Below are 19,921 nucleotides of genomic sequence, written 5' to 3'. Positions count from 1 at the left end.
GAGCAAAATAAAAAAGCCCTCAAAGGGCTTTATTTTATTATTTATCTAATTTTGATTTGTTTACTACTTCTAGCTTGTCGTTGAATTCGTAAACAACTGGTTCACCAGTCTTCATTTCAAGATCCATGATGTCATCATCAGAGATTCTTTCAATGTACTTGCTTAATGCACGTAGTGAGTTACCGTGTGCAGCAATGATAACGTTCTTGTTATCTAATAGCTTAGGAGCAATTTCGTCAGCCCATAGAGGCATAACACGTTCTAGAGTAACCTTTAGGTTTTCACCACCAGGGATTAAGTTAGGATCTAGATCCTTGTAACGACGGTCATTTACAGCTGATCCTTCGTCATCTGCACTCAATAGTGGAGGTAAAGTATCGTATGAACGACGCCAAATGTGAACTTGTTCATCTCCGTACTTTTCAGCAGTTTCTTCTTTATTTAGACCTTGTAAACGACCGTAATGACGTTCGTTTAATCTCCAAGTCTTAGTTTCTGGGACCCATAGTTGGTCTGATTCTTCTAATGCGTAGTGAAGAGTCTTGATGGCACGTTTTAGAACTGAAGTGTATGCAAAATCAAATTCTAGGCCTGCCTTCTTAACTAATTTACCAGCTTCTTTAGCTTCTTCAACACCCTTATCGCTTAAATCAACATCTTCCCAACCAGTAAATTGGTTTGATAGGTTCCATTGACTTTGTCCGTGACGGATTAATACAAGTTTTGACATGAGTTGAAAACCCCTTTCAATTTCTTAAATAACAATACAATTTTACACCAAAATAGAAAAATTTACATCCTATTTGGTAATTCTCTTAATATTTATTGTCTTTTTCTTTTCTCCCTTAACTCCTAAAAGTTCTAGGAAGAACGCTAGAATAGGAACTGAGACGATTAGCCCCCATGCACCGAAAATTTCTTCACCAATCAATAGTGCGCAGAATGTGTAGAAAATTGGTAATTCTGTTCTAGAAGACATTAGTTTTGGATTTAATACATAAGCTTCCACAAAATGAATTACAGCTATCATTACGATTAAGTAAATGATGTATTTGAAACCACCTACAGAATACCCCACGATTGATAATGGAACTAGTGAAATAATCACCCCGGCAACAGGTACTAAACTTAAAATAAAGACCATTAATGCCAAAATAATTAAGTCTGGTATGCCAAGGAATGCCAACACAATTGTGGTAAAAATAGTATTAAATAACGCAATTAAAAATTGAGCTTCCAAAACAACCCCAAATGTCTTAGTAAAAGTCTTAGCAAAGTAGTAAATATCTTGGAAGAACCATGAAAATTCTGCGTCCAAGAAGCGTTTACTAAACTCAGCCATAGATTTTTCTTCCAATGTAAAGAAGAAACTCAAAATTAACGATAAGAAGAATGTCACTCCCATTTGACCAATACTTGAAAGGTAATCAAAGATAACACTAACACTGCCTTTCATCTCACTAATGAAATTAGAACGGTGGATGAATTCCACAATCATTTCCTTAATTTGAGTAGTTCCATGGAGGTTACTAGGATCTTCATAGAATTGAATGATATGTTTAGATGCTGCGATTGCTTGATCATAAATGACCGGTGAATAAATCGCAACGACTGTTACAATTCCAGCGATAAACAATAGATATGTTATTATCACCAGAATTGGCGCTGGTATTCTGATATATTTTCTAATGAAAGTTACTAATTTGGTAACTAACAAAGAGAAAATAAATGTTAATAGCAGCATACTAATCATATCTCGCATAATATATAAAACGAATACAATTAAAATCAAGACACACCAACGTCTTAAAGCGACGTTAGTAATAAATTTATCCCACAGTTTCATAAGCCACCTCGCTATTATTTTTTCTGTAGATATATTATAACATTTTAAATATTAATTTTTATTTAATTAAATCAAATTCTATAAGACCAATGCTTACAAAAATCAATGATAAAAGAGTATAATGGTCTCGTGGTTTATAATTAGAGAAAGGACTGTTCGCATGTTTGAAAAAACTTTTTTTAAAACATTTTTTAAACACGGATTTAACGAACCAATTCAAGTAAATTATTGGGACGGCAAATCTGAAAAATATGGTGATGGCGAAGTAAAAGCCGTTATTACCATGAAAGAACCTATTCCAATTAAGGATATTAGAAAAAATGCTTCTATCGCTTTAGGTGAAGCATATATGGATGGCAAGATTGAAGTTGACGGTAGCATTGAAGATTTAATCGTTTCTGCATACCAGAAATCAACTAGTTTTATTCGCGACCATAAATACATTAATTTCCTACCTAAGCAAAATCATAATGAGTCCACAAGTAAGAAGGACATTCAAAGTCACTACGATATTGGTAATGACTTCTATAAGATTTGGTTAGATAAGACAATGACTTATTCATGTGCTTACTTTGATAAACCAGATGGTGACTTGTACGAAGCTCAAATGAGAAAAGTACGTCACATCATCGAAAAATTGAATCCTAAGCCTGGTCGTACTTTACTAGATATTGGTTGTGGTTGGGGTACATTAATGCTAACTGCCGCTAAAGAATATGGCTTAAATGTTGTTGGGGTAACATTAAGCCAAGAACAATGTGATTACGTAAATTCACAAATTGAAAAATTTGGATTACAAGATCAAGCAGAAGTTCGCCTACAGGATTACCGTCAATTAGGTGACGAACATTTTGACTATATTACTTCAGTCGGAATGTTTGAACACGTTGGTAAAGAAAACCTTAACGAATACTTCTCATGCATCAACAAATACTTAAAAGATCACGGTGTTGCTTTAATTCATGGAATTACAAGACAACAAGGTGGTGCCTATAACGGTTGGATTAATAAGTACATCTTCCCTGGTGGATATATTCCAGGTATGACTGAAAACTTAGACCACATCACTAACAATGGTCTTCAAATTTTTGATCTGGAATCATTAAGAAGACACTACCAATACACATTGGAACATTGGGATAAAAACTTCAACGACCATTTAGACGAAGTAAAAGAAGTTATGGGTGATGATGAACGATTCATTAGAATGTGGGACTTATACCTAAAGACTTGTGCTGGTTCATTTAAGGCTGGTAATATTGATGTTATGCAATTCTTAATGTCAAAAGGACCTTCAGGACAAGAACTTCCAATCACTCGTGACTATATGTATGAAAATAAAAAATAATCACCAAAACTAAAACACTGATGAAATTTCGTCAGTGTTTTTTATTTTATGTTGCTTTTATTTTATTACTATGTTTTAATAGATTAAATTTCAATTAGAATAAATCTAATATAAATTTAATTTTTTCACTTACATTAAGTAAAGGAGTTGATTCAATATGATATATTCAACAGCGAAAGATTCGCCCCAGATGGATGCTGCCAACATGGCTGATTATAAAGCGAAGTCTGGGTTTAAGGATAGTGTTTATTTAGTTTTTAACGGGGTATCTAATGCCATTTTAGTCTGCTTAGGTGTTGGATTATTATTAGGAGCAATCGCCAACTTTGTTCACTGGCCTGCTTTAGCTCAAATTGGATTAATTTGCCAATACTTAATGGCTCCCGCAATTGGAGCTGCGGTGGCTTCTCAATTAAAAACGAATACATTAGTTTTATTTAGTTCCATGATTGCTGCAACGGTTGGTGCGAACAACGTCTTCTTCACATCAGCAGTCACTAACGCAGTAACTGCTACCGGTCACGTCTTACCACAACCTGCTGGATCAGCCGTCTTCATGATTGGTCAACCAGTTAGTGCTTTAGGTGGTGCCGTTGTTGCTACAATGATTGGAAAGTACTTAACAGGCAAAACTCCATTAGACATGTTCTTAGTACCTTTCTCTGCCACAGGAATTGGTTCTATCGCTGCTTTAGCTTTTGCGACAGTCACCACTCCCGCTTTGGTATGGTTATCAGGTGTAATCGCTAAATCAATGGTAGTGAACCCATTCTTAGGTTCATTTGTCATTGCTGTCGTTTGGTCAGTCTTTCTAATGACCCCTGCTTCTTCAGCAGCCCTAGCAATCGCAGTTATGTTAGATCCATTATCTTCTGGTGCTGCTTTATTAGGAACTACCGCTCAATTTGTTTCATACACTGTTATGTCATACCGAGTAAACAAACCCGGTGCAAACATCGCGCAAGGTTTAATTACTCCTAAAGTTCAATTTGGTAATATTACTAAGAATCCATATATCGTCATTCCAGGGATGGTATCATCTGCAATTATTGGACCAATTGGAACTTTAGTCTTCCACTTCTCAATATCATACAAATTAGCTGGACTAGGGCTTAACTCACTTATCGCCCCTATTACTATCGCTTCACAAAGTATCTCAGAGTTAATCACATATCTAGTCCTAGGTGTTGTCGTTCCAGCAGTCATTTCTGTTGTACTAGTTAAAGTTCTAAAAGCTGCACATAAGATTAAAGATGAAGATATGCGCATCGATCTTGTATAATGTTTAAACCATAATAAAACCTTCCTATAAAATACTGAACGTAACTTAAAAAGCCCTAGCGAAAATTCGCTAGGGCTTTGTTTTTTATCTATATAAATGCGGCTAAAATTAATACTGCTGACAATCCTAAAATAACAGATAATGCCATTGAACGGGTCCAATAAGCAATGATGAACACAATTAATGCAGCAATTAATTCAGGTGCTTTACCAGCAACTGATAAAGTATATGACGAGGTAATACATAAATCTTTTACTACCAATGAAGTAAATAATGCAATTGGAATATAACCCATCCATTCGTTAAACCACTTAGGAATCTTTCTAGTTCTAAAGAAAGCTAGTGGGACAAATCTAGGGATAAATGCAACTGCAAAACATAAAATTATCAACCAAAAATGTTGAGTTGAATTCCATTCCATAGAATATCTCCTAATCCGTTGTAAAAACTAATCCATCTCTTCTTCGAACTTATCTTCAGGTGAACCAGCAGGGTTCTTGAATAAGCGAAGTAAACGATTCTTTTTGTATTTTTCGTAATGACTTCTAATCCATGATTCAACAAAGAATCCAACGAAAGATGCTAACAATGTAGATACCACTAAACCAAGAGTGGATTTCATTAATAACATAAAGAAAATTGCTAATCCAATTGTTAAAAGAATCACCAATAATTTAAGTAGTGACTTCATTTGCATCACAATCATGTAAATGAATAATGCTGTTAAAGCAAAATGCACTACCGTCAAATTAATGGATAGAGATGATCCAACGACACTACCAATGATGGTACTAACTGTCCATACCACTAATGCGTAGTGTTCGATTTGAAGAGCATCGGCAGCAGTAAACTTCTTATCAGTGGAAAGTTTCAAGTAGTTAACAGCGTAAGTTTCGTCGTTCAATGAAACGGCAAAAAATACTGTAAACCAGAATGATTTTCCTTGTAAGTACTTAGAGATACTAGATCCCAATAATGCGTATCTTAATTCCAAGAAGAACATCATGATAACAATCGATAATAATGGTGAATTAATGGTCAACATGGAAGCAATTAAGAATTGAGCTCCACCTGAAAAGACCATTAATGATACTAATGCGGTTAATAAAGTATTAAAACCAGCAGCATGTAGTAAAATCCCACACGCAATTCCAATGGGAACGTAGCTAATGTTTAAAGGCATTGCTGTCTTTAAGTTAGTAAGCCAACGCGGTTCATTTGGATTTGGTACTTGCTTTGTCAAATAATATTCCCCCGTTTAAAAACAATAGGTCTTAATTTTCAACGATTTAGTTGTCTGACCGAAAAATCAAACGTTATTAATATTATAACGCAAATCACTTTGAATTATCTAACTTATTTGCATAAATTTAGCCAAAGTTCATAATAATCTAATCAAGTTAATAAAAAAGAGCCATCAATTTTGACGGCTCTTTTTTCTATTTATAATTTTTCAAAAAGTTATTAATGTACTTATTGTACTTATTAATATTATTGTTAAGCTTTTTGATTTTAGCTGTTAGTTGATTGTATGAGGCCTTATTAGCCTTTGTATTGTGCTTCTTCAACTTGGCTTTTGCAGTAACTGATTGCTTAGTTAACTTCTTAACCGTTGCTTTATCAGTCTTCACTAACTTAACGTACTTGAAGTACTTAGCTAAAGCATCCCTTTGCTTAACAATTGAATCATATTGCTTCTTATGATCATTGTATTGATTCATTAGCTTCTTGTACTTCTTAGTATGCTTGTTAAGTTTTGATAATGATTTTGTATCCTTCTTAAGTTGACTTTGCTTGCTATGTGCTTGTTTTCTCAACTTAACTAAATCTGGATAAATTGGTAGTTTCTTCTTGCTTGAAGTCTTAGTAGTTGTCTTATTGGTTGTATTACTACCAGTTGTTGTTAATCCAAAACCGCCAAAAGCAAAATCTCCTCCACCAAAGGACCCTGGATTATTAACTGGTGGAACTACTGATAGATTATGCACAAGATAATAATAGACACTATTATTAGTTGGTGATTGTACATAATAATCGTTACCTTGTACTACACCATTTGAGTTAATACTTAGTTTTACATTATTTAATACAATATCATTAGTAACTAATTTACCATCAGTACCATAATACGACAAAGTATTATCAGCATTTTCAGCAAAGTCATTTACAACCATAATTCCTGTAGAACCAAAATTATATGTGGCACCATTAACAGTTTGTTTGCCTAGTAAGGCTTTACCATCAGTACCAAAATAGTACTTCAATCCTGTATTAGGATTAATCTCAACGAATTGATTTTTAACCATATTACCATCTTGATCGAAATAATAAGTATCTCCATTATTAATGTAGAAAGTATTGTATGATTCATATCCGTTTTTAGCATCATAGTAATGGGAATTACCTTGACTGTCAGTGATGATTCCTGTTTGTCTCTTATCATTTGAAACTACAATGTTGTTACCGTTAAATGAACTTGATGAGGCAGTTCCATTCTTTAAAATAACTGAACTTGCATTCTTTTCTATTGATTTAGCTAATCCATAGTAATAGTTCGCAATGTCTGTGTATAGACCTGCTCTAGCATCATCACCAAGTCCCTTAGATGTTTGAATGTTACTTTCAGCAGTATTCAAATATGAATTCGCTAAATTGATGTTGTTTATCGCTGTTGCTACTGAATTTTGATCAACACCAGCCTGATTTTGTAACTGGTTCAATATACTATTATCACTGCTTAGATATCCTTGTAGTGATTGAATATTTGAACTAATCGAGTCGTTATTATTAGAACCGTCTGATGATCCAAATTGATAATTATCAATAGTTGCTGGAGCGCTTACTGTCATTGTATATGGTTCATTTTGCGTTGGCTAAAATTAATAATATTGTAACTCTTATTAGCTTCTGGTAGATATGCTTCAATTGAATTGTTATCTACATATAGTTCCATCTTACTAATATTTGTATTATCCAAAACTGTTGTTACGTCTTTATCCATATTAGGATTGATACTATTTTGACGACTTACAGTAATTCCATTTGAATCTAAAGTAATAGTTGTAGTTCCTTCGTTGCGGGTAAATGATATTGTTTTAGGTTGTGAAGCATTATCAAATGCAAAATCTAATTTGTTATTTGTACCAATCATAATTGGTTGTGAACTGGATTCAACTCTATAACTATTAACTAATTTATTATCTGGTTCAATGGGAATATATACTAACTGACCATTATTATTTTGAATAATTCTAGATAAAGTGAAGTTCCCATTATGTTGAGAAATATTCTTAAAAGCTTGGCTAATAATTGGAGAATAAATCCAATCACCACTCCAATTAACATTAATTAAATTATTCGAATCTAAGTTTACACTATTACCAGCATAAGTATCACTTTTATAGTTAGAACCATCCATATTAGTAATCTTACTTGATGAATCTAATTTAAAAATACCGTTTGATCCTATCTGTCCATTTACATATGCACTAGCTCTAATGTTTCCACCGTGCCAACTAATAAACATAAAGGTTTGATTATTAATGATTCTAATCAGTGGAGTTTCTACTTCGAAGGGGCCACCATATCCATCAGGTTGCATCGACGATAAATCAATATCGTTGTCGGAATTATGAGACCAGTTAACACCATTATTACTGGTAAATACAAATATTTTCTTTGCCCAACCACCAGCGACATAACCAACCAAGCTATTATCACTCAATCTTTGGACTTGAATATCTCTGAAATCGTAAGTTTGTCTATTATAGACTGCAGCAGACAAAAGAGGTTTGTCTTGGTATGCATGAAATTGTTCACCATTATTACTGTACGCTAAAACTATTGTTTGTATAGGACCAAAATCAGTAAAATAAGCTAACTTGGCGTCCTTAGAAATTGAATTTCCCCATTGATCATTAGTTAATAATCCATCATTATCAATGATAGATCCAGTTGCTGCATAGTACCAATTAGTTTTATTTCCATCTTCTACTTGGTTAGTTTCGCTTCCGTTTCCAGCTTGATAAATAGGATCTGGAATAGCAACATTTTTTATGGAAGTTGGATCACTTGGATATGATGGTGTAAAAGTTTTAAAGTCCTTAGTTGTTAGATGATACCATTGATCAGAAGATATGTGTGTTGTTGGGTAGGGATTATATAAATAATAGACATCATAATAATCTACTTTTCCATTACTATAGTGTGGAATGATAGACTGAATATCGTTAGCATACCCCCTTGGAACGTTGTAATGAAAGTTTTGATTGAAAGTAGAATTAGTCATTAATGATTCTTGCGTATGTGAATTGTCAACCATTAAGGAACCATTATAGTCAGCATGGTAATTAACATTATTGATTGTTATGTATTGATTAGTTACTAGCGCACCAGTATTATTGTCAAAATACATCTTTTGACCATTAACATTTTCAATCACATTTTTTTGAATATTTCCACTTTCATCTTGGAAATATTTAACACCATTAATGGTTGTTAATCCACTAACAATACTATTTGATGGTGTACTTTGTGTTGAACTTGTAACATCTTGATTTGAATTATCTGCGGGAGAACTTGAAATTGATGCTCCTGAATCTGAATAACTTGTCTGATTAGAACTTGAAACCGGAGTGCTACTTGAAGTATTTTCTACAGTATCAGCCCTTACATTTAATTTATGGTAATTGCTAGCTGATATAAATGTTAATCCCATTGATGTAGTCACGATTGCCTTAACCACCCAATGTTTGCCAGATTTATAGCTTTTATAGTGTACTTTATTTTCCCTATCATTAAACATTATGATATCTCCTTGAATTCGTTTGTTAGATTTATTATAACAAATTTTAAATAGATTATTAATCTATTTAAAAAGACCTACCATATTGGTAGATCTTTTTTAAAACCAACTAGTCATCGATCTCCAAAATCTTACAAAGATATTGGCTTTATCGACTTGGTCTTTTGCAATTAAATTAACTGTTGTAGGTACTCCTTTGATATAACGAATACCATTGAACTTAGCTTTAGCAATTGTATCACCTGCTTTAAAAGTTCCAGCGTCAACTCCATTGCCTTTAGCATATTTATTAATTGCATTAATCTTAGTTACTTCTAGTCTTTGATTCTTAGTTAACCAAACTCCTTGATTAGCTGCAATGCCAACTTCAACAGATTTTTGTTTTCCATTTGGAACATCAATTACGCTGTTGTGTTGACGGTTAGTTGCAACCGAAAGGCTTTCGCCCTTGTTTAAAGCAACATAGTGATATTTAGCGTAAACATACTTCATTAATTTTCTAGTTTGAATAAAACGAGCTGGATCATATTGTCCGGCATTAGGAACACCCATTACGACTGTAATGATACGGTGACCATTCTTAACAGCAGTTCCAGTAAAACAAGCTTTAGCAGTATCTGAAGTTCCAGTTTTTAGACCATCTACTTTGATATCAGGTAAAGCTTGACTACGACCTTTGATCATCCAATTCCAATTTAGCATTGTGGTATTCTCAAATTGAGTAGTATTTGCTGAACTGGTTTTTAAAATTTGTGGATACAATCTTAAAATATGCATGGTTAATAATGCCATATCACGTGCTGATAATTCGTTTTCGGCATCATATGAAGCATTAGAAAATCCCAGTGAGCCTACTTCTCCATTGGTTAATCCACAGGCAGTATATACTTTGGCATCGGTAATACCAATCTTCTTGGCTTCAGAACGCATCATTAATGCAAAACGTTGAGTGCTCCCATGAGCAACTCCGTATCCTAAAGCCATTGTCGCAGCATTTTCAGAATATAGGGCGGCCTGATATAACTGTCTAATGGTATATTGCTTTCCCTGCGTTAATTTAACATTGGCATAATTATGATCAACACTTAAATCGTGTAATGCTTTATTGATTGTTACCTTATCATTCCAATGAATTTTACCTTCCTTAATATGTTTAAGAGTTACATATAAAGTTAGTACTTTACTCATCGAAGCGGTAGGTAATGATTGATAAGCATTCTTTTCATATAACACTTGACCAGTCTTATAATCAATCGCGATGGCTGACTTGGCGGTTAATGGAAGTGGTTTATTGTGTTTTAATAAATAACTTATTTCCTTATCTAATAGCTGACTTCTTTGTAATTCCACAGTCTTATTAGTGTTGGAATTAGCTACATTAGTTGCGGCAAACGCCATCACTGGTGTGGAAAGTAAAAGCATCAGACCCACTATTATTAAGTTACACTTAATAGCAAGTTTATTTAGCATCTTCGATAACCTCCTGATTATCTACTTCGCTTCGATTTGGTTTTAACTTTTCACCATGTTTGATTGGCAAATGAAGCGTAAATGTCGTTAATTCGTCACTAGAGGCTACTGAACAGTATCCACCATGGATATTAACTACTTCAAAAACGATTGCTAAACCTAATCCAGTTCCTCCGGTAGATTTATTTCTAGATGTTTCTACCCTATAGAAACGATCAAAAACATGATTTAAAGATTCTTCCGGAATTTTTTCACCATCATTAGAAACTTTAATTTCTAGTTCTTTTTCATTGACTCTAAACCCTTCAACATAAATATTCTTTCCACCAATACCATATTTTAGTGCATTCGTAATTAAATTATTAATAGCACGGGCTAAATCGTTTGGACTGGCTTCAATTATCAAAGTATCAAAGTTAGTCTTACTATGAATCTGCATTCCCTTTTCAGCCATTTCTAGATCAAATTCAGCTGCTATTTGATCTAACATAGCCTTCATTTCAATTTTATGTGTCTCTAATTTATTAAAATCTTTATCGGTTATTTTAGTATACTCAAATAAATCATCAGCTAATGACTTCATTTGTCTTGCTTTTGAGTATGCAACATGAATAAACTTATATAGTTCTTCTTCACTTTTAAATTGTTTATTCTCAATAAGTCCTAGATATCCAATGATCGAAGTCAAAGGCGTCCTAATATCATGAGAAACGTTGGAAATCAATTCATCCTTAGAACGTTCAGTGTTTAATTCTTCAGACATTGAATGAATCACGTTGTTAACTAGGATGTTAATACTTTCAACAATCTTTTGATCATCACCTAATAGTTTATAGGGAATTGTATAGTCAAAGTTTCCGTCAGCAATGTAATGTAAATCACGAATGATGTGTTGTTCTTGAATACGTTTATAATGCATAAATAGACGAATATATAGCACAAACATATCAAGTGCCGCAATCATTACGATGAACCCATTACTCCAGCTCCATAATTCAATATGGTTACCAGCAATCAAGGAATTTCCAAATCTAATTAGAGTATTACGCCAATCTGGATGGGTTGAGTAATATACTTCTGTAGCGAAAAAAACCAAAAAGTTAATAATTAAAATAAACAAACTAGTTAAAACAGCATCAGTAAATAAGCTAATGCGTTCTTTATGTGTTAACTGGATTGTTTTTGTATTAGTCTTCATTGATTCTATATCCAACTCCCCAAACAGTTTCGATAATCTTTTTACCGTCAGTGGCTTCTTCTAACTTATCACGTAAGTGACTAACATGAACCATAACAGTCTTAGCTGAAATGATACTTTCTTGACGCCAAACACGTTCAAAAATTTCGTTAGCTGAGTAAACACGACCAGGATGACTAGCTAATAGGTATAAAATACCAAATTCAATTGCAGTTAATTGAATGGTGCTACCATCTTCGGTCTTAACTTCATGAGATTCACGATTAATGGTTAATGATGAAACGTTCAATACTTCTGGTTCACCAACAACCACTTTATCGGTGTATCGACGTAAAATAGAATGCATTCTAGCCATTACTTCAAGCGGGTTAAATGGTTTAGTGATATAATCATCAGCCCCACCAACAAGTCCTTCAATCTTATCAATATCTTCAGCCTTAGCAGAAAGGATCATGATTGGTAAACTGATTTCTCTTCTAACGCGCTTTAGAACTTCGAAACCAGACATCTTAGGCATCATGATATCTAAGATCATTAGACCTACATCTGAGTTCTTTCTTAATTCTGTTAATGCTGCTTCACCGTCATTTACAATCACGGTTTCGTATCCTTCGTTTCTTATGTAAATTTTTAGTAATTCAGCAATTTCTTGATCGTCGTCAACTACTAGTACTTTCATCGAAACGCCGCCCTCTTTCTTAAATTGTTGTATAGCTTAATATTAACATAATCTTAAGCTTTGTTATATAAAAACTACACAAAAAAAGATGCTAAAATTAGCATCTTTTCATTTTTTATTTATAATTTGGTGCAGCTTTTGTGATTTGAACATCATGTGGGTGAGATTCGATTAAACCAGCACCTGTGATTTGTACAAATTGTGCATCGTCATTCATTGCTTGAATGTCTTTTGAACCAGTGTATCCCATTGCGGCACGAAGACCACCAACCATTTGGAATACAACGTCTTTAGCAGAACCCTTGTATTCAACACGAGCTTCGATTCCTTCTGGAACTAACTTGTTAGCTTCGTTAACTTCACCTTGGAAGTATCTGTCAGCTGAACCGTGTTGCATAGCACCAACACTACCCATTCCACGGTAAGCTTTGTACTTAACACCATCTTCTTCGAAGATATCACCAGGAGCTTCATCAGTACCTGATAACATGCTTCCTAGCATTACCGCGTTACCACCAGCGGCGATTGCTTTAGCAGCATCACCAGAATACTTAATACCACCATCAGCGATGATTGGTTTGCCCCATTTTCTAGCAACTTCAGCTGCATCGTAAACGGCAGTTAGTTGAGGAACACCAACACCGGCAATGATTCTAGTAGTACAGATTGAACCAGGTCCAATTCCAACTTTAACTACGTCAACACCAGCTTCGAATAAATCGTTAGTAGCTTGTCCAGTTGCAACGTTACCAGCGATGATGGTCTTGTTAGGAAAACTTTCGCGAATTTCCTTCACTTTTCTAATAACACCAGCTGAATGTCCGTGAGCAGTATCAATAATAATAGCGTCAGCTCCGGCAGCAAATAAAGCTTCCACACGCTTAAATGTGTCAGAAGTAACACCAACAGCGGCAGCACATAGTAGATGGTTGTTTGCATCTACTGCTGCATTAGGGGTTTGATCAGTTTTTTCAACTGCTTTAACTTTTTTAACTTCGTTAGCTTGGTCGTCAACAATCATGTTCTTGTGAATTACACCTAATCCACCAACTTGAGCCATGGCGATAGCCATATCAGAAGTTGTAACAGTATCCATACTTGCACTTAGGAAAGGTACGTTTAACTTAACATCATCTGATAGTCTCACAGATGTATCCACGTCGTTAGGTAAAACATGACTTTCTGCAGGAATTAATAGTACATCATCAAATGTTAATCCCTTTTTTGCAAACTTTGTATTCCAATTATCCATAATCTAAATCCCCTATCTGTTTATTTTTTTAATTTCTAATATACAAAAAAAACGAACGAAAATCAAATAAAATTTTCGATCGTCTATATTTTTTATTTTTATTTTTTCACTCTTGGTGTAAAGAAGTTCACAGTAATGGTGTATTTTTTATGAACCCAGATGTCCACACCAATTCCAATTGCGGCTAACACGAAGTTAACAATTGGTGATACCACAACGTTAATGCCAGTCTTAGGCAAGTTAATAGCAATGAAGAATGCAAGAATCCACACTAATACTGTGATTAACATGAATAGCGCACGCATCCATCCATTATAAGTATGCTTAACACTTGGATCTAGCAACTTAGTTAGGAATGGAGCACAGAATCCGAACACTGCAGAAATTAATATTAGTGAAGTAATTCCAACAGCTTGTTCTTGACCGTTCTTAGGTTGGATTAATAGGATAAATCCGTACATTAGGTTAAATAGGATTAAGAAGAATACTGCATTGTAAACAACGTTAGGAATAAAGTTATCAAACATTGAAGTCTTTTTCTTTGGTGGATTCACAATGAAGGCAATACGTTCTTCAACTGTACCGTATAAATTACGCGCAGTTGCCCCGTGCTTTTGTTCTACTAATAGTTCATCCTTCATTTGACTGATGATTTCAGCCTTTCTTTCAGGACTCAAAGCAGTCTTCTTTAATTCTTTACTAAAACGGAACATGTAATCGGAATTACGTTTAGTCAAACCGATTCCGTCGAATTGAGTTCTAGTCTTTTTATCTGCTTCATGGCGATCTTGTTGCACATGAGCATTTCTTTTTTCAGTCATTAAAGCAATCCTTTCTGATTAAACGTTAAATCTGAAGTTTACGATATCGCCATCTTGCATGACGTAGTCTTTACCTTCAACACGTAGCTTACCAGCTTCTTTCACCGCTTGTTCACTACCTAGTTCATCTAGGTCAGAGAATGCCATTACTTCAGCACGAATAAATCCACGTTCAAAGTCAGAGTGAATAATTCCGGCAGCTTGTGGCGCTTTGGTACCCTTTAAGTAAGTCCAAGCCTTAGTTTCTTTTCCACCAGCAGTGAAGAAAGTTTCTAGACCTAATAATTTGTAAGAAGCACGAATTAATTTATTTAGACCTGGTTCAGTTACCCCTTCAGCTTCTAGGAAAGTAGCTTTGTCTTCTTCATCTAATTCGGCGATTTCTTCCTCAGTTTCGGCTGCAATACCAATTGCTTGAGCGTTTTCTGATTCAGCGTATTCCTTAACTAGTTGGAAGTATTTTGAACCTTCTGGGTCAGCCATATCATCTTCTGAGATGTTAGCAACGTATAGCACTGGTTTTGAAGTTAATAGAAATAGTCCTTTAACAATCTTTTGTTCTTCTTCATCGAAATCGATTGAACGAACTGGTTTACCTGCTTCTAGTACTGGTTTAATTTTTTCTAGCACAGCTAATTCGGCAACTGCTGCTTCATCTTTACCCTTAGCAGCTTTTTGAACACGACCTAAACGCTTAGTAACGGCATCTAAATCAGAGATGCCTAGTTCTAGGTTAATAGTTTCAATATCTGAGATTGGGTCAACTTTACCAGTAACGTGAGTAATGTTGTCATCGTCAAATGAACGCACTACGTGCACGATAGCATCTACTTGTCGAATGTTTTCTAGGAACTTGTTACCTAAACCTTCACCCTTACTTGCTCCCTTAACAATACCGGCGATATCAGTAAATTCAAATGTAGTAGGAACAATCTTCTTTGCGGGAATTACTTTGTCAATACGGTCTAAACGTTCATCAGGTACTTCTACCATCCCAACGTTTGGATCAATTGTGGCGAATGGATAGTTCGCCATTTCTGCTCCGGCTTTAGTAATCGCATTAAATAGTGTGGACTTTCCAACGTTAGGTAATCCCACAATCCCTGCTGTTAATGACATATTTTCATTCACTCTTTTCTTTGATTTTAGTCTTCGTTAGCACTCTCAATTACTTTTTTCATTTTCTTGTCAAACTCACGACGAGGTAACATTACCACGTGACCGCAGTTTTGGCATTCAATCTTAATATCAGCACCCATACGGATAATCTTCCAGCTATTGGCACCGCATGGATGAGCTTTTTTCATCATTACGACATCATTTAATGAATACATATTAAGTACTCCTTTTAATCTAAATTAATATCTAAAATTTGTAAAATACGATTTAAATCGTCATCGGATGCGTAACTAATTTCAATCTTACCAGTACCTTTTTTAGAACGACTGTTAGAGATTGAAACAGAAGTTTGGAATTTATCTTGAAGTTCATTTTCAGAAGCACGCAAAAAAGGTGACTTCTTAGTTGAACGTCTTGGTTTCTTGCTCTTGGCAGGACTATCTCCTAATGCCTTGATTTCACTTTCCAATTGACGCACTGTTAGTGTTTGATCGTAAGCCTTCTTTGCTAGACGAATTAAATCATCTTTTTTCTTCACAGAAAGCAAAGTTCTAGCTTGTCCCATTGATAATTGGTTCTTAGTTAGCATTTCCTTTACTTCAGTAGGAAGACCTAATAATCGTAAATAGTTAGCAATGTATGGACGTGACTTACCTAAACGCTTAGAAACTTCTGCTTGAGTAATTTCTAGTTTAGTCATCAATGTGTTGTATGCTTCAGCTTCTTCGATTGGATTTAAATCTTCTCTTTGAAGATTTTCCATGACGGCAATTTCCATCATTTGTTCATCTGATGCATCACGTACGATTGCTGGAATTTTTTCTTTCCCAGCCATCTTAGAAGCACGGAAACGACGTTCACCAGCTAAGATTTCATACTTATCATTTTGACCAATTTTTTTTCTAACGATAATTGGTTGGAAAACCCCAGATTTTTCAATTGAACGAGTTAAATCTTTTAGCGCTTCAGTATCAAAATGGGTTCTGGGTTGGAATGGATTAGGCGATAATTTACTTAATTCCAAATCCAATACATCTTCTGAGTTTGCGTCGATATCATTATCAGCAAATAAAGCTTCAATTCCTCGACCTAGACCTTTATTATTCACCATGAGCAGCTAACACTTCCTTTGCAAAATCCATGTATAGTTCTGATCCTTTTGAAGATGGGTCATAATCTATAATTGGTAATCCATAACTAGGTGCTTCAGATAAGCGCACATTTCTAGTGATGATGGTGTTATAAACTTTATCACCAAAGTACTTACGCACTTCATCGTTAACTTGTTGGCCTAACTTAGTACGAGCATCATACATTGTTAGTAATACCCCTTCAACATATAAATCCGCATTGAAGTGTTTCTTTACTAATTGGACTGTGTTCAATAGTTGGCTTAACCCTTCCAGTGCATAGTATTCTGTTTGCACTGGAATTAAGATTGAATCACTTGCTGTAAATGCATTTACAGTAATCAATCCTAATGATGGCGGACAATCCACTAAGACATAGTCATAATTATCTTTGACAGTTTTTAGGGCATTCAAAAGGCGGGTTTCTCTAGCCATTTGTGGTGTTAATTCAATATCAGCACCTGACAATTGAATTGTTGCCGGAACGATATCTAAACCATCATGCTTAGACGGAATAATCGCTTCTTCGATTGGTTCTTCATTAACTAATATATCGTAGATATCCTTTTGGATGTCTGCTTTTTGAATTCCCACTCCTGAAGTGGCGTTACCTTGGGCATCGGCATCAATTAATAGGACTTTTTTGCCCATAGTGGCAAGGTCTGCACCTAGATTAACTGATGTAGTCGTTTTACCGACCCCACCCTTTTGGTTAGCTAAAGATATGACGTGTGCCATGAAAACCCCTCCTATCGTCTAGTTGTTATTGGAACCAATTGGTTTCTTGTTAGGTGTTCCTGCTTTTCTTGGGTATTGCTTAGGTGTTGCTTTCACTTTTTCTAAAATTACCATATTTCGTGGATCATTAGAAACTGGTAGATTAAATTCATCATCTGATAGTAATTTACCACCTAAAGTAGTAATCGCGCTCTTGCCATCAGAGATTTCATTTTTGGCTTGTGATGCTTTCAGTGCAATCATCTTACCGCCAACTTTAACCAGTGGTAAACAAAGTTCAGCTAAAACACTCATTCTAGCTACTGCACGGGCAGTTGCTAAATCGAATTGTTCACGATATGTGGACTTCTTACCGCCAAATTCTTCTGCACGCGCATGGTGCAATTGAACATGGTCCAAGCCCAATTTAGTGACTAGCTCATCTAAAAAGTTAATGCGCTTATTTAATGAATCAATAATCGTTACCCTTAAATTGGGAAAGGCAATCTTTAGTGGAATCGATGGAAAACCAGCTCCAGCTCCCACATCGCAAAGTGTTAATTCTTCTGTTCTCAATTCATCGGCATAAAAAGCTGGTGTAATGGAGTCAAAGAAATGCTTTAAATACACTTCGTCACGATCGACAATCGTAGTTAAGTTCACGTGTTCATTAGTTGCCACTAGCATTTCATAATATGTAGCAAATTGTTGCATTTGTTCGTCGCTTAATTCGATATTGTGTTTAGCTAATTCTGTCTTAAATTCTTCTGGATTCATACAAATCCTCCTACTGTGAAACACGATGTTTCACATATATCTATACTTTACATGAAATTTTCTTCTTTTACAATGATGAAACATATACTTCTCCATTATAACCAAAATCGGGTTATTTAGTCACTACAATATCCAAAAAAATTCACTAATTTAAGGAAACAAAAAAGACAGCGTGCGCTGTCTTTTTATAGTTATTATTAAATCTATTTTACCAAACAAATAGTCCCACGATTCCAGCAGACATTAGTGATACTAAAATACCTGATAGAATCATGTAACCAACACTCTTGGAAATAGCGTTGTTTACTTCTCTATTAACGATACCTTTAAACGCACCGATAATCATTCCTACTGTAGAAAGGTTAGCAAATGAAGTAAGGAAGACTGTTAATTGAGCACGGTAGTGAGGTGCGTATGAGGAGATGTGTGGAGATACTTTACCCATAACCACAAATTCATTAGTTACTAACTTAGTACCCATGTTTTGAGCAAAGTCAAAAGCAGTGTGTACGTCTGAACCCATTAACCATGCGAATGGGAACATAATGATTCCTAGAATGTGTTCTAGAGATAAACTAGGGTTGATTGCGCCTAAGATCTTGTCAATCAATGCAGCTAAAGCAACGAATGCAATAACATTAGCAGTGATGATTAAGATTAATTTACCGGCACCTAGAATTGAATCACCTAAGAATGAGAAGAATGGTTCTTTCTTAGCTTCTTCATCGTTTACTGGGTTTTCACCAACAGCCACTTCTGCAGTCGAAGCTGAACTACCTAATTTAGCGATAGTGTCTTCTTCTGGAGTAACAGTAGTTGGCATTAAAATGCTAGTAATAATAACGGCATTTAAGATGTTCAATGGAACGGCAGTCAATACGTATTGACCTGGAACCATTTGTGTATATGCACCAAGGATTGATGCAGTAACACATGACATTGACATCATAGCAATAACAACGTTTCTAACTGCTGAGATTTGTTTTAATTGTAGAGTTGAAACAGCAAGTGCTTCAGTATTACCTAAAAACATCATTTCAACAGCGAAGAATGATTCAAATTTAGGTTGGCCAGTTATGTAAGCCAATCCTTTACCTACCCACTTGATGATCCATGGTAGGACTCCAATGTAAGTTAAAATATCAAACACTGGAACAATTAATAAAATAGGAAGAAGTGCTGATGTTACAAAGTCCATTGACTTAACGTGTACCCAACTTGGTAAAGCAAATGCAATTCCTTGGTAGGCAACTTCAACTAATGCTGTGAATCCGTTGGCAGCGGCTTCAACAGCTGCACGACCCCATGAAAATTCTGTTAAACAGTATGCAATCAATAAGTTTACTACTAAAACGGTTATAACTGAGCGCCATTTAATTTCCTTCTTGTTTTTTGAAAATAAAACCGCGATTCCTAGAAATACAATAATTCCTAAGATATTAACTAATAAATACATATTTAATTCTAATCCTTTCTCT

General features: G+C 34.9%; 19 protein-coding genes. 2 read left to right on the top strand and 17 right to left on the bottom strand.

Features of this window, described 5'->3' with window-relative positions:
• Nucleotides 1–37: 37 nt before the first annotated feature.
• Both RZ74_RS01265 and RZ74_RS01260 read right to left on the bottom strand, forming a co-directional pair.
• Nucleotides 38–730, bottom strand: a complete 693-nt coding sequence (locus RZ74_RS01265; RefSeq protein ID WP_053949648.1) for a 2,3-diphosphoglycerate-dependent phosphoglycerate mutase — start codon at nt 728–730, stop codon at nt 38–40.
• 69 nt (nt 731–799) lie between these two features.
• Nucleotides 800–1,846: an AI-2E family transporter gene (locus RZ74_RS01260; RefSeq protein ID WP_083437126.1), complete on the bottom strand. Its 1,047-nt coding sequence runs from the start codon at nt 1,844–1,846 to the stop codon at nt 800–802.
• 160 nt (nt 1,847–2,006) lie between these two features.
• Here RZ74_RS01260 and RZ74_RS01255 point away from each other — a divergent pair, with 160 nt between their 5' ends.
• Together RZ74_RS01255 and RZ74_RS01250 are read left to right on the top strand one after the other, a co-directional pair.
• The gene (locus RZ74_RS01255) at nt 2,007–3,194 is read left to right on the top strand and encodes an SAM-dependent methyltransferase (RefSeq protein WP_053949647.1); all 1,188 of its coding nucleotides are present in this window, start codon (nt 2,007–2,009) and stop codon (nt 3,192–3,194) included.
• A gap of 190 nt (nt 3,195–3,384) precedes the next feature.
• Entirely contained in the window at nt 3,385–4,476 is a 1,092-nt protein-coding gene (locus RZ74_RS01250; protein ID WP_053949916.1) for a PTS sugar transporter subunit IIC, read from the top strand.
• Nucleotides 4,477–4,564: 88 nt separating this feature from the next.
• Here the strand turns inward: RZ74_RS01250 and RZ74_RS01245 are convergent, their stop codons facing one another.
• The 15 genes from RZ74_RS01245 to RZ74_RS01175 form a co-directional block, all read right to left on the bottom strand.
• Nucleotides 4,565–4,897: an AzlD domain-containing protein gene (locus RZ74_RS01245; protein WP_053949646.1), complete on the bottom strand. Its 333-nt coding sequence runs from the start codon at nt 4,895–4,897 to the stop codon at nt 4,565–4,567.
• Nucleotides 4,898–4,924: 27 nt separating this feature from the next.
• Nucleotides 4,925–5,659 (bottom strand): AzlC family ABC transporter permease, encoded by a 735-nt coding sequence (locus RZ74_RS01240; RefSeq protein WP_083437143.1) that lies wholly within the window; start codon nt 5,657–5,659, stop codon nt 4,925–4,927.
• A 256-nt stretch (nt 5,660–5,915) separates the two neighbouring features.
• Nucleotides 5,916–7,325, bottom strand: a complete 1,410-nt coding sequence (locus tag RZ74_RS01235; protein WP_053949644.1) for a hypothetical protein — start codon at nt 7,323–7,325, stop codon at nt 5,916–5,918.
• Entirely contained in the window at nt 7,322–9,280 is a 1,959-nt protein-coding gene (locus tag RZ74_RS01230; RefSeq protein ID WP_053949643.1) for a KxYKxGKxW signal peptide domain-containing protein, read from the bottom strand. Before RZ74_RS01230 ends, RZ74_RS01235 begins: the two co-directional genes overlap by 4 nt.
• Nucleotides 9,281–9,379: 99 nt before the next feature.
• Complete coding sequence (locus RZ74_RS01225) at nt 9,380–10,750, bottom strand: D-alanyl-D-alanine carboxypeptidase family protein (RefSeq protein ID WP_053949642.1); 1,371 nt, start codon at nt 10,748–10,750, stop codon at nt 9,380–9,382.
• Nucleotides 10,740–11,948 carry a sensor histidine kinase gene (locus tag RZ74_RS01220; protein ID WP_053949641.1) on the bottom strand — a complete coding sequence of 403 codons (1,209 nt, stop codon included), beginning with the start codon at nt 11,946–11,948 and terminating at the stop codon, nt 10,740–10,742. The genes RZ74_RS01225 and RZ74_RS01220 overlap by 11 nt, the downstream gene beginning before the upstream one ends.
• Nucleotides 11,938–12,627, bottom strand: a complete 690-nt coding sequence (locus RZ74_RS01215) for a response regulator transcription factor (protein WP_053949640.1) — start codon at nt 12,625–12,627, stop codon at nt 11,938–11,940. Before RZ74_RS01215 ends, RZ74_RS01220 begins: the two co-directional genes overlap by 11 nt.
• Before the next feature lie 115 nt (nt 12,628–12,742).
• Nucleotides 12,743–13,879, bottom strand: a complete 1,137-nt coding sequence (gene guaB, locus RZ74_RS01210) for an IMP dehydrogenase (RefSeq protein ID WP_053949639.1) — start codon at nt 13,877–13,879, stop codon at nt 12,743–12,745.
• Between the two features lie 98 nt (nt 13,880–13,977).
• Complete coding sequence (locus RZ74_RS01205; RefSeq protein ID WP_053949638.1) at nt 13,978–14,700, bottom strand: DUF1129 family protein; 723 nt, start codon at nt 14,698–14,700, stop codon at nt 13,978–13,980.
• Nucleotides 14,701–14,718: 18 nt separating this feature from the next.
• Complete coding sequence (gene ychF, locus RZ74_RS01200; protein WP_053949637.1) at nt 14,719–15,819, bottom strand: redox-regulated ATPase YchF; 1,101 nt, start codon at nt 15,817–15,819, stop codon at nt 14,719–14,721.
• Between the two features lie 26 nt (nt 15,820–15,845).
• The gene (locus tag RZ74_RS01195) at nt 15,846–16,034 is read right to left on the bottom strand and encodes a DUF951 domain-containing protein (RefSeq protein ID WP_053949636.1); all 189 of its coding nucleotides are present in this window, start codon (nt 16,032–16,034) and stop codon (nt 15,846–15,848) included.
• Between the two features lie 14 nt (nt 16,035–16,048).
• The gene (locus RZ74_RS01190; protein WP_053949635.1) at nt 16,049–16,930 is read right to left on the bottom strand and encodes a ParB/RepB/Spo0J family partition protein; all 882 of its coding nucleotides are present in this window, start codon (nt 16,928–16,930) and stop codon (nt 16,049–16,051) included.
• Nucleotides 16,920–17,687, bottom strand: coding sequence for a ParA family protein (locus RZ74_RS01185; RefSeq protein WP_053949634.1), 768 nt, complete (start codon nt 17,685–17,687; stop codon nt 16,920–16,922). The genes RZ74_RS01190 and RZ74_RS01185 overlap by 11 nt, the downstream gene beginning before the upstream one ends.
• An 18-nt stretch (nt 17,688–17,705) precedes the next feature.
• Nucleotides 17,706–18,443, bottom strand: coding sequence for a 16S rRNA (guanine(527)-N(7))-methyltransferase RsmG (gene rsmG / locus RZ74_RS01180; RefSeq protein WP_053949633.1), 738 nt, complete (start codon nt 18,441–18,443; stop codon nt 17,706–17,708).
• A gap of 208 nt (nt 18,444–18,651) precedes the next feature.
• Entirely contained in the window at nt 18,652–19,899 is a 1,248-nt protein-coding gene (locus tag RZ74_RS01175) for a NupC/NupG family nucleoside CNT transporter (protein ID WP_053949632.1), read from the bottom strand.
• Between the last annotated feature and the right edge of the window lie 22 nt (nt 19,900–19,921).

It is taken from the genome of Apilactobacillus apinorum (assembly GCF_001281175.1).
Taxonomy (GTDB): domain Bacteria; phylum Bacillota; class Bacilli; order Lactobacillales; family Lactobacillaceae; genus Apilactobacillus; species Apilactobacillus apinorum.
This window is presented reverse-complemented; position numbering and strand designations above follow the sequence as displayed.